Here is a 10,831-nt window from a genome sequence, read left to right as displayed (position 1 = left end):
CAATCGACCCAGTTGCGGACATCGCGGTCGCCATGCTCTATATCTCGTGGTCAATAACAAATCGGCGCAGGAAGTCCGAAATGCTCCTACTCGCCTTTTTACTGTTGTCAGCCGCCGCCGATAGCGCGCCGCAGATACCCAGCCGGCGTACGGTCGAACGCCTCGAAACGGCATTATCGGTGTTAAATGGTCTGCAGAGTGTCGGCCTACCGACCGACTTCGAAGCCTTCAACCAGGCATCACGCATTCGCGTTCGCAGCGCGACTTGTAAGCCAATAGGCAAGGGCAAAGCTGAATGCACATATCTCGTTGATCAATGTGGATTCGGTAAAGTTCGCTGGTGTCAGCGTACTAGCGTTTTCTTATATGACCCGTATTCTGGCGATCCATTTAGAGCCGTCAAAGGGTGGCGCATCGACCGGCCTGATCCCGATTAAACTCGGGTGGTTTATCGGCTCTAAGTGAACCCAATAAATGACCGCCTTCCACCAATAGCAGTCGTTTGCCGTGTCGCGAACGTACGGCAGCCTCCGGAATCCGGGAATCGTCGGTCGAATGATCGATAGAGCGGCGATTAGCTGGCCCGGGCCTTCAGAACAGCAGCCGCACCCCGACCATCGCCAGCACCACCGCCAGGATCGGGCCGAGCACGCGGTCCGATACGCGGCTGGCGATCAGGCTTCCGACGATGATGCCGGGGATCGACCCGATCAGCAGCGACACCAACAGCGCGCCGTCGACCGACCCGAGCATCCAGTGGCCGATCCCGCCGAGCAGGGTCAGCGGCACGGCGTGCGCGATGTCCGATCCGACCAGCCGGTTGACCGGCAATGCCGGGTAGAGGATCAGCAACGCGGTCATCCCCAGCGCGCCGGCACCGACCGAGGTCAGCGAGACCAGCAGCCCCAGCACTGCCCCCAGCAGGATGGTCGATCCCGCCAGTTTGCGCGGGCTCATCGTGCCGAAGCGCGGCGTCAGATAGTTGACGATGCGTCCGCGGAGGAGAGTCGCCGCCGCCGACAACAGCAAGGTCACGCCCAGGATCACCGACATGACATGCCCGGTCGTCGTCGAGGCGGGCCCCGCGCGGCTGAGGACAATCAGGGTCAGAATGGTGGCGGGCACGCTGCCCAGCGCCAGCCGCGCGACGACGCGCCAATCGACCGTGCCACGCCAGCCGTGGACGGTTGTGCCGACGGCCTTGGTCGCCGAGGCATAGAGCAGGTCGGTGCCGACAGCGGTGGTCGGGTGGAATCCGAACGCCAGCACCAGCAACGGCGTCATCAGCGAGCCGCCGCCGACTCCGGTCAGCCCGACGACCAGCCCGACCAGCACGCCGGCGAGCGAGTAGAGCAGGTTGATCGTCATTGCTGGGTACGCGGCGTCACGAGGTTTGGCCGGCGTGCACCGCCGCGGCGACCGGGCGGACCAAGGAGGGAAGAACGGGTTGCGCCCGTTCAGCCACTATTGCTCGCCGGGGTGTTGACTCCCATCGACTGGAGATAGCGTCGCACGTTGCGTGCGGCCTGGCGCAGGCGCTGCTCGTTCTCGACCATCGCAATGCGCACGTACCCTTCCCCATTCTCGCCATATCCCACCCCTGGCGCGACCGCGACCTTGGCGTGAGTCAGCAATTGTTTGGAGAACTCAAGGCTACCTAAATGCATCAGCGCGGGCGGCAGTGGTGCCCAGGCGAACATGCTGGCGGGCGGGCTGGGAATATCCCAGCCGGCGCGGCCGAAGCTTTCGACCAGTACGTCGCGGCGCTTGTGATAGAGCAGGCGGTTCTTCTCGACGATGTCCTGCGGCCCGTTGAGCGCGGCGCAGGCGGCGGCCTGGATCGGGGTGAAGGCGCCGTAATCGAGATAGGATTTCACCCGCGTCATCGCCGCGATCAGTTTCTTGTTGCCGACCGCGAAGCCCATCCGCCAGCCGGCCATCGAATAGGTCTTGCTGAGGCTGGTGAACTCGATCGCGATGTCCTTGGCGCCCTTGACCTGCAGGATCGACACGGTTGGCTTGCCGTCGAAATAGAGCTCCGAATAGGCTAGGTCGGACAGGATCCAGACCTGGTTCTCCTTCGCCCAGGCGACCAGCCGCTCGTAGAAGGCCAAATCGACCGTCTCGGCGGTCGGGTTGGACGGGTAATTGACCACCAGGATCGACGGGCGCGGCACGGTGAACGCGATTGCGCGCTCCAGGCTCTCGAAATAATGTTCGTCGGGCGTGGTCGGCACCGCGCGGATCGTCGCGCCGGCGATGATGAAGCCGAACGTGTGGATCGGGTAGCTCGGATTGGGCGCGAGCACGACGTCGCCCGGCGCGGTGATCGCGGTCGCCAGGCTGGCCAGCCCTTCCTTCGACCCCATCGTCACCACGACTTCGGTCTCGGGGTCGAGCTCGACGCCAAAGCGGCGGCCATAATAATTGGCCTGGGCGCGGCGCAGTCCGGGAATGCCCTTGGACTGCGAATAGCCGTGCGCGTCGGGCTTTTGCGCGACTTCGCAGAGTTTATCGATGACGTGCTGGGGTGGTGGCAGATCGGGATTGCCCATGCCCAGGTCGATAATGTCCTCGCCTGCCGCACGCGCTGCTGCCCGCATGCCGTTGACCTCGGCAATGACATAAGGCGGCAGACGTTTGATGCGGTAGAAATCGTCGGACATTCAAAACTCCTTTCGCCTCCTCCTTACGGCATAAGCGGGCGGGCGCGAAACCGCGTTGTTCCGGATGCGGCGATCCGTGCCCAAAAGCGGAGACAAACGGGGGAGGCGCCGCGTTCGCCATCGGGTACCCGGTGGCGAAACACGATGATTGCTGTGATGCTGGCGGCAGCGGCCGGGGCTGCTGCCGCCGGCGAGTTCCGCCAGCGCGGCAACGACCCAAAGAACGATGTTTTCGCGACCGGTGGACGCTTTCGCGCGGCGTGGCGGTGCCTTAAGAAGGAGTGGCGCGTTCAGCGCATGCAGACCTTCGCCGGGGAACAATGACGATGGCCGACCAGACCGACGCGCCCAGCCTGGCAGACATGCAGCACTGGACCTGGGTGATGGGCCGGGCGCAGCAGATGATGCTCGAAGCCGGCTTGGGCGCGGGCGTGCCGGTGATCCCGGGGTTCAACGACCCCGCTACCCTGGCGCGGGTCGGCGATTTCTGGTCGGACAGCCTCAAATTGTGGCAGCGCTTCCTCGATCCCAAGGCGATTGAAGAGGGCGGCGCGGCGGTCAAGGACAAGCGGTTCAAGTCCGAGGCGTGGCAGAATCCGGTGTTCGACTGGATCCGCCAATCCTATCTGATGATCGCCGACCAGATGCTGAAACAGGTCGATGCGATGGAAGGGCTCGACCCCAAACAGCGCGAGCAATTCCGCTTCGCCACGCAAGGGTTCATCGACGCGATGAGCCCGTCCAACTTCGCCTTCACCAATCCGGACGTGATCCAGAAGACGATCGAGACGCGCGGCGAGAATCTGCTCAAGGGCCTGTCCAACATGCTCAACGATCTGAGCAAGGGGCAGCTCACGCATACCGATGCCGAGGCGTTCGAGGTCGGGCGCAATCTCGCCACGACGCCGGGCAAGGTGATCTATCGCAGTCCGCTGTTCGAGCTGATCCACTACACGCCGACCACCGAGACCGTGTTGGCGACGCCGCTGGTGATCTTTCCGCCCTGGATCAACCGCTTCTACATCCTCGATCTGACGCCCGAAAAGAGCTTCATCCGCTGGGCCGTCGATCAGGGGCTATCGGTGTTCATGGTGTCGTGGAAATCGGCCGATGCCAGCCTGATCGACACCAGCTGGGACGATTATGTGCTCGCCCAGATCGAGGCGATCGACGTGATCCGCGACCAGCTCGATGTCGAGGCGGTACACGCGATCGGCTATTGCGTCGCGGGCACGACGCTCGCCGCGACGCTCGCCTATCTGGCCGCCAAGGGGGAAGCGGACAAGGTCAGGACCGCGACCTTCTTCACCGCGCAAGTCGACTTCGCCGATGCCGGCGACCTGCTCAATTTCGTCGACGACGCCCAGCTCGACATGATCAAGCAATTGTCGCCCGAAGGGTATCTCGACGGGCGCTACATGGCGCTGACGTTCAACCTGCTGCGCGGGCGCGACTTGATCTGGAATTACGTCGCCAACAATTACCTGATGGGGCAGGATTATGCGCCGTTCGACCTGCTCCACTGGAACGGCGACACCACCAACCTGCCTGCGAAATGGCATCTGTCGTATCTGACCGATCTCTATCGCGACAATTTGCTGGTGCGGCCGGGGGCATTGGCGATCGCCGGCACGCCGATCGACCTGACCAAGGTGGCGACGCCGAGCTATATCCAGGCGGGGCGCGAGGACCATATCGCCCCGGCCGAGAGCGTGTGGAAGATCACCCATCTGTTCGCCGGTCCGCTCAAGTTCGTCCTGGCGGGGTCGGGCCATATCGCCGGGGTGGTCAATCCGCCGGCCGCGGGCAAATATCAATATTGGACCAACGACAAACCCGCCGCGACCCTGGCCGAATTCGTCGCCGGGGCGACCGAGACCAAAGGCAGCTGGTGGCCGGACTGGATCGGCTGGCTGCGCGGCCAGGACGCGACCGAGGTCAAGGTGAAAGGCGCGCGCGAACCCGGCAAGGGCAAGAAGCGTCCGGCGATCGCCGATGCTCCGGGAGACTATGTCCGCGCGCGTTGAGTGACCGTTTTGCGTCGGTCGTTACGCTTATGTTGCACTGCACAAAAATCGCTTGACCTTTGCCTTCCATGCACTATTTTGTGCAATGCAGCAATGATGCGGCGGAGGATGTGATGGTGAGCAAGACCCCCGAGACCAAGGCGGCGAAACCCGCAGCCAAGGCGCCGGTGAAGCGCACGCCGGCAAAATCCACCAAGCCGGCTTCGGTTCCCGTCGAGGCGAAGCCCGTGCCGGTCCCCGCACCGATCGTTGCCGAAACCCCTGCCGTAGAGCAGCCGGCGGCGCCCGTCCTCGAGACCGCACCCGTCGAGACCCCCGCAGTCGAGACCGTGATCGAACAAGTGACAGAAACCGTCGCCGCAGTCGCCCAGGAGGCGCCGGCCACCATCGAAAAGGAAGCTATCAAGATGAACGACACCATCAAGGACGCCGCCGAAAAGGGCCAGGCCTATTTCGCGGAATTCAGCGCCAAGGCGAAGGCCGCGGCCGAAAAGAGCGCCAAGGCGTTCGAAGACATCAACGAGTTCGGCAAGGGCAACGTCGAAGCGCTCGTCGAGTCGGGCAAGATCGCGGCCAAGGGCTTCGAGACCCTCGGCCAGGATTATGCTGATTACGCGCGCAAGCAGTTCGAAGGCACCACCGCGGCGCTGAAGGGCTTTGCCGCCGTCAAGTCGCCGACCGAGTTCTTCAAGCTGCAGGCGGACTTCGTCCGTGGCCAGTTCGACTCGTTCGTCGCCGAGAGCTCGAAGAACACCGAAGCGATGCTGAAGCTGGCCGGCGATGTCGCCAAGCCGATTTCGAACCGCGTCGCGCTCGCCGCCGAGAAGATCAAGGTCGCCGCGTAAGCGCCACCTTCACCTTCCGGTGAGACATCGAAAGGGCGGTCGCCATCCGGCGGCCGCCCTTTTCGTTTGGGATGAAAGGCCGTCGCCGGCTGACATTCTCAGCGGGCCGGGCTAGGGCAAATATCCCCCGGGCCTCCAGGATCAGCGCATGCCGTCCATCGATTTCGCCGCCTTCTCGTCGCGCGTCCTGGTCGATGCCGCCATCCCAGAACTCCCGAACCATTATCGCGGCAAGGTGCGCGACAATTACGATCTGGCCGACGGGCGGCGGATCATCATTGCCAGTGATCGTCTGAGCGCGTTCGACCGCATCCTCTGCGCCATTCCGTTCAAGGGCGAGGTGCTGACCCAGACGGCGCGTTTCTGTTTCGAGCAGACGGCCGATATCTGCGCCAATCATGTGCTCGATTATCCCGATCCCAATGTCCTGATCTGCCGTCGACTGGATATCCTGCCGGTCGAGATCGTGGTGCGCGGCTATTTAGCGGGGACCACCGGCACTTCGATCCTTACCCTCTACAAGAAGGGTCAACGCGCCATGTATGGCATGACGCTGCCCGATGGGCTGCGCGACAATGCCCAGCTCGCCGAGCCCATCATCACGCCGACCAGCAAGGAGTTCGACGGCGGGCATGACGAGCCACTGACGCCGGCGGAAATCCTGGCGCGCAAGCTGCTGACGCCCGCGCAATGGGATGAACTCAGCGCCGCCGCGCTGGCGTTGTTCGCGCGTGGGCAGAAGAATGCCGAGCAACGCGGACTGATCCTTGCCGATACGAAGTACGAATTTGGCGTCGCACCCGACGGTGCGATCGTCCTGGCAGACGAGATACATACGCCGGACAGCAGTCGCTATTGGCGAGCGTCCAGCTATCAGGCGCGGTTCGAGGCCGGCGAGCGGCCCGACAGCTTCGACAAGGATTTCGTGCGGTCATGGGTGACCATGCAATGTGATCCCTACAAGGACCCAATCCCCGAGATCCCGCAAGAGCTGATCACCGGCACCGCCGCCGTCTATGCCGAAGCCTTCGAGACGATCACCGGCCGTTCATTCGCGCCCGATCTTGGGGGACGCACGGTGCTGGAGCGGATTCGCACGAATTTGGCACCATATTTCGACGTGCATTGAACGCGCCGAATCGACCGCTGAGCCTCCACCGTCCGCATCACGAGAATTGGCGCTTAGTCGGGCCAGCGGGAAATCGCCCAAGCGAAGATCGTTTGGGCGGGCGTTGTGCGCCGACAGATTCGGGGGCCCCATCCCGCCCCCAACGACGAAAAGCACTTAACGTGCGCGCACCCTCTTGCCCCGACGCGCCGCAATGCCATATTTTGCCGTCTGATATGCAGAACCCCGACATCATGATGGCCAACGATCCCGATGGGGTCGGCAATGGCAACGACGGTGACAACGACACCGGCGTCGGGCTCGCCACGCGCACCCGCACGAAGACCAAGCAGCCGACGCCCTATCGCGTGCTGATGCTCAACGACGATTACACGCCGATGGAATTCGTCGTGCTCTGCCTGCAGCGCTTCTTCCGCATGTCGACCGAGGAAGCGACTCGGGTGATGTTCCACGTCCATCAAAAGGGCGTCGGCGTGTGCGGCGTATTCAGCTACGAAGTCGCCGAGACCAAGGTCAGCCAGGTGATGGACTTCGCGCGGCAGAATCAGCATCCGCTGCAATGCACGCTTGAGAAGGCGTGAGCGGCGCTCGGTCGTTCGGCCCAGGCTGAATTCTGGATCCCACGGTTTTTCGCGGATAGGACGCCGCCGGCAAAGCCGTCGGCCGGATCGGGCTGGAGCCCGTCCGCCGGCCGTGCGGGGCGGTGCGCTGTGCGCATCGCGCCGGGCGTTGCCGGCGCTCCGCCCCGCAGGAATTACGTTAACCATCAATCGTTTCGCCGCGGGACACGGCGGATTCCGGGGGCGCTTCGGTAAGCTTTTCGCGGTAAGGCGCTCCGCGCCCGGATGACGCGCCGGGCGCAAGTGAAGGACACCGCACTCAAGTGATCGATTGGCGCAACTGGACGGTCCGGCAGACTCGTGTGGCATTGCTCGCGGGACTGGTCGGCGTGCCCATGCTCGCCGTGTCGGCCAAGGCAGCGGTGATCGCTTATTATGCCGCGCAGACCAGGGCCGAGGCGCCGCCGCTGCCGCCGATCGGTTATGAGAGCGAGGACCATTTCCCCGGCGCGGCTTTGTTCTTCGTCGCCGAGGAGCAAGCGGCGCCGACCGCGGGCACCACCGGGACCACCGCGCTGCCCGATCTGCCGGTCCCGGCCAATGCCGATTTGACCCCCGACACCGACGGCACCGTGCGCGCGGCGCAGCCCTTCTCGATGGCCGGCGCCAGCGCGCTCGACAAAGCGCGCGCGCTCGATTGCCTGGCGACCGCGATCTATTACGAGGCGGCGTCGGAGAGCGAAGAGGGCCAGCGCGCGGTCGCCCAGGTGATCCTCAACCGCGTCCGCCACCCGGCCTTTCCCTCGACCGTCTGCGGCGTCGTCTATCAGGGATCGGAAAAGAGCACCGGCTGCCAGTTCAGCTATGCCTGTGACGGGTCGATGGCGCGGGTGCCGATGCGCTCGGCGATGGACCGCGCGCGGCGCTACGCGCTCGAGGCGCTCAACGGCTATGTCGTCCGGGGCGTGGGGTTGGCGACGCATTACCATACCTATGCGGTGACGCCGTCGTGGAACCGCAGCCTGGTGATGACCGACGCGATCGGCATGCACTTCTTCCATCGCTGGAAAGGCTATTGGGGCACGCCCGCAGCGTTCAGCAATGCGCGCTATCGCGGCGGCGAGCCGGTGCCCGGGCCGCACGCCAAGATCGCCCCGCCGCTCACGCCGCTGCCATCGACGCAATTCGCCGCCTATACGCCGGGGGTAGCGGCGCCGGTCGTGCCGGGTCTGGCCGTGCCGCAAGCACCCAGCACCAATATCGCGCTGATCCAGCCCAAATATCAGGACATCAGCGTCGCCCGCGCGGCGCCTCCGCCGGCCGCTGACAATCTGCCCGGCGCGTCGCAGATCCACGACCGCTGGAAGGATTCGGGCAAGCCGCTGCAATAGCGTCCGTCATCTCAAACTCCCGTCATCCCAGCGAAAGCTGGGATCTTTTGGCGATGGCGCGACGCAAGAGCCGCATGAGATCCCAGCTTTCGCTGGGATGACGGATGGCTGCTCCGTTACTTCCCCAGATACTTATCGAACCACGCCACCGAGCGGCGCTGGACGTCGGCGGCGTGTTCGGCGCCGCGGATGCCATGGCCTTCGTCGGGATAGATCACCAGGCTGGTCGGCACGCCGAGTTCCTTGAGCGCGTGCCAATATTCGATCGACTGGGTTGGCGGCACTTCGATGTCGCGTTCGCCGACATAGATGAAGGTCGGGGTCCTGGCCTTCTTGATATAGGTGATCGCCGAGGCCTTCACATAGGGTTCGGGATCGTCATAGGCGGACTTGCCGAAGAACGGGATCATCCACTGGTCGATGCCGTTGGTGCCGTAATAGCTGATCCAGTTCGACAGGCCGGCGCCCGCGACGATCGCCTTGAAGCGGTTGGTCTGGGTGTTCGCCCACATCGCCATGAACCCGCCATAGCTGCCCCCGGTCAGCCCAAGCCGGTTGTCGTCGACCGGCGCTACCTTCTCGACCGCATCGATCCCGGCCAGGATGTCGCGCAGGTCGCCGCCGCCGAAATCGCGGCGATTGGCCATGGTGAACGCCTCGCCCTGGCCATAACTGCCACGCGGATTGGGCAGGAACACATAATATCCGGCGCGGATCAGGCTCGGCAGGCCGCCCTTCGACACGAAGTTGGGGACATTCGCGGCGGCCGGGCCGCCATGGACGACGGTGATCATCGGCGCCTTGCGCGCGGGATCGGCATCGATCGGGGTGAGCAGCCAGCCCTGCACGTCGAAACCGTCATTCTTCCAGCTGATGCTACGCGCCTTCACCAGCGCGACCTGGCTGTCATTGTCGGTCGTGATCTTGCGGGGACTGCGCGCCGGCCCGGCATAGATGGCGGGGGCATGCTCAAAATCGGAAACGACCGTCGCGATGGTCGCACCGTCGGCGCTATAGGCCGCGCGACCGTCGCCCGCGGCGAAGCTCGACGGCTGCGCCCACAACATTGTCGTGCCCTTGGCGCCCGGTGCCGCGATCTGCATGTCGGGGCCCATCAGCCGCGTCGCGCGCAAGCCGCCTTTGGTCCAGCTGAGGGAGGTGACGGTGGCTTTCTCGCCTTTGGTCATGTCGACCGGCTCGCCGCCGGCGAACGGCACCGTCCAGATGTCGCCGCCGACCGAGCCGAAATCGCTCATCAGTCCGCCGATATAGGCGACCGTCTTGCCGTCGGGCGAGATTCGCGGCGCGTTGATCTGGGTCTTGGGTCGCGCGATAGGGCGCACCGCGCCGGTCGTCGCATCGATCGCATCGAGCGTTGCCACCCACCAATTATCGTCGCCATTGCCGAGCGCGGTCGTCGCGACGAAGCCGGTGCCGTCGGGGGTCCAGCTATATTCGTAGACATAGCGATCGGCGGGAGAGACCGGCTTGACGTCGGTCACCGGCGCGCCCGTCAGGTTGAACACTGCCAGCCGCTGTTCGTCGCTCTTCTCGCCAATCTCTCCGACCTGGCGGACGCCAGGCTGGGTCGCGCCCGATTCCTTGGCGGCGTTGAGCGTCACCAGCAACGCGATCTTCTTGCCGTCGGGCGAGAAGCGCGGGGTCTGGGCGATGCCTTTCACGCTGGCGATGGTGCGCGTGGTCTTGCCGTCGGCCAGCGCCAGCGCGACCACGCCGGTCGCACGATCGCGCTGCAGATAGGCAAGCGTACCGCCGGGGCCGAAGGTCAGGCCCGAATAGGTGCATTGCGCGCAGGGATTGAGCGTCGCCAGGATCTTGCCGTCTTTGGCCGACCGCACGACGATCCGGCCATGCGCGGGCTTGGCGGCGGTGGCGTCTTCATTTTCCTCCACGCTGGCGACGCGGTCGCCCGCGGCGGACAGCGCCAGCCCGGAAAAGGAATGAAGCGGCGCCGCGAGTGCGGGAGCGGCGGTGGCGGCGAGCAGGGCGGCGGCAAGAGCAAGGCGCATCGGCGACTCCTTGGGAGGGAAGGATGGGATCGATACGCCGTCGTTACTGATAGGCAAGCCTGTGAAGGAGACCATATCGAATCGCTAAAAGCCCTCTCCCGCTTGCGGGAGAGGGTTGGGTGAGGGTCTTCTTCCAGGCGTGTGCCGAAACAGAAGAAGAAAGAAGACCCTCACCCTCCCACC

Annotated in this window: 10 protein-coding genes; 7 read left to right on the top strand and 3 right to left on the bottom strand. The window is 64.4% G+C overall.

Going from position 1 to position 10,831, the window contains the following annotated elements:
• Window positions 1-437, top strand: a 437-nt coding sequence (locus SMA01S_RS24740; protein WP_218016948.1) for a hypothetical protein, incomplete at its 5' end; no start/stop codon positions are given.
• A 154-nt stretch (window positions 438-591) separates the two neighbouring features.
• On the opposite strand, the gene SMA01S_RS23520 is transcribed toward SMA01S_RS24740, so the two are convergent.
• Window positions 592-1,368, bottom strand: a complete 777-nt coding sequence (locus SMA01S_RS23520) for a sulfite exporter TauE/SafE family protein (RefSeq protein ID WP_066827830.1) — start codon at window positions 1,366-1,368, stop codon at window positions 592-594.
• An 89-nt stretch (window positions 1,369-1,457) separates the two neighbouring features.
• Window positions 1,458-2,666: an LL-diaminopimelate aminotransferase gene (locus tag SMA01S_RS23515; protein WP_066827829.1), complete on the bottom strand. Its 1,209-nt coding sequence runs from the start codon at window positions 2,664-2,666 to the stop codon at window positions 1,458-1,460.
• Window positions 2,667-2,810: 144 nt separating this feature from the next.
• Between SMA01S_RS23515 and SMA01S_RS23510 the strand changes: the two genes are divergently transcribed.
• The 6 genes from SMA01S_RS23510 to SMA01S_RS23485 all read left to right on the top strand — a co-directional run bounded on the left by SMA01S_RS23510 (window position 2,811) and on the right by SMA01S_RS23485 (window position 8,618).
• Entirely contained in the window at window positions 2,811-2,990 is a 180-nt protein-coding gene (locus SMA01S_RS23510) for a hypothetical protein (RefSeq protein ID WP_066827828.1), read from the top strand.
• Between the two features lie 2 nt (window positions 2,991-2,992).
• Window positions 2,993-4,693: a PHA/PHB synthase family protein gene (locus SMA01S_RS23505; protein WP_157094119.1), complete on the top strand. Its 1,701-nt coding sequence runs from the start codon at window positions 2,993-2,995 to the stop codon at window positions 4,691-4,693.
• A 113-nt stretch (window positions 4,694-4,806) separates the two neighbouring features.
• On the top strand, window positions 4,807-5,538 hold the full coding sequence (locus tag SMA01S_RS23500; RefSeq protein WP_066827833.1) for a phasin family protein: 732 nt from the start codon (window positions 4,807-4,809) through the stop codon (window positions 5,536-5,538).
• 148 nt (window positions 5,539-5,686) lie between these two features.
• Window positions 5,687-6,667: a phosphoribosylaminoimidazolesuccinocarboxamide synthase gene (locus SMA01S_RS23495; RefSeq protein WP_066827826.1), complete on the top strand. Its 981-nt coding sequence runs from the start codon at window positions 5,687-5,689 to the stop codon at window positions 6,665-6,667.
• Window positions 6,668-6,900: 233 nt separating this feature from the next.
• Window positions 6,901-7,248, top strand: a complete 348-nt coding sequence (clpS, locus tag SMA01S_RS23490; protein WP_439654324.1) for an ATP-dependent Clp protease adapter ClpS — start codon at window positions 6,901-6,903, stop codon at window positions 7,246-7,248.
• Between the two features lie 302 nt (window positions 7,249-7,550).
• Window positions 7,551-8,618 carry a cell wall hydrolase gene (locus tag SMA01S_RS23485; RefSeq protein WP_245649428.1) on the top strand — a complete coding sequence of 356 codons (1,068 nt, stop codon included), beginning with the start codon at window positions 7,551-7,553 and terminating at the stop codon, window positions 8,616-8,618.
• A gap of 116 nt (window positions 8,619-8,734) precedes the next feature.
• On the opposite strand, the gene SMA01S_RS23480 is transcribed toward SMA01S_RS23485, so the two are convergent.
• A complete protein-coding gene (locus SMA01S_RS23480) occupies window positions 8,735-10,648 on the bottom strand; it encodes a S9 family peptidase (protein ID WP_066827825.1) in 1,914 nt (637 codons plus the stop codon).
• Between the last annotated feature and the right edge of the window lie 183 nt (window positions 10,649-10,831).

This window comes from Sphingomonas mali NBRC 15500, assembly GCF_001598415.1.
GTDB lineage: Bacteria > Pseudomonadota > Alphaproteobacteria > Sphingomonadales > Sphingomonadaceae > Sphingomonas > Sphingomonas mali.
This window is presented reverse-complemented; position numbering and strand designations above follow the sequence as displayed.

What these genes read in the sequence shown, in the direction of transcription:
- SMA01S_RS23510 (WP_066827828.1), top strand. Translation starts at nt 2,811, where the DNA reads ATGATTGCTGTGATGCTGGCGGCAGCGGCCGGGGCTGCTGCCGCCGGC.
- SMA01S_RS23505 (WP_157094119.1), top strand. Translation starts at nt 2,993, where the DNA reads ATGGCCGACCAGACCGACGCGCCCAGCCTGGCAGACATGCAGCACTGG.
- clpS (WP_439654324.1), top strand. Translation starts at nt 6,901, where the DNA reads ATGATGGCCAACGATCCCGATGGGGTCGGCAATGGCAACGACGGTGAC.
- SMA01S_RS23480 (WP_066827825.1), bottom strand. Translation starts at nt 10,648, where the DNA reads ATGCGCCTTGCTCTTGCCGCCGCCCTGCTCGCCGCCACCGCCGCTCCC.
- SMA01S_RS23515 (WP_066827829.1), bottom strand. Translation starts at nt 2,666, where the DNA reads ATGTCCGACGATTTCTACCGCATCAAACGTCTGCCGCCTTATGTCATT.
- SMA01S_RS23500 (WP_066827833.1), top strand. Translation starts at nt 4,807, where the DNA reads ATGGTGAGCAAGACCCCCGAGACCAAGGCGGCGAAACCCGCAGCCAAG.
- SMA01S_RS23495 (WP_066827826.1), top strand. Translation starts at nt 5,687, where the DNA reads ATGCCGTCCATCGATTTCGCCGCCTTCTCGTCGCGCGTCCTGGTCGAT.
- SMA01S_RS23520 (WP_066827830.1), bottom strand. Translation starts at nt 1,368, where the DNA reads ATGACGATCAACCTGCTCTACTCGCTCGCCGGCGTGCTGGTCGGGCTG.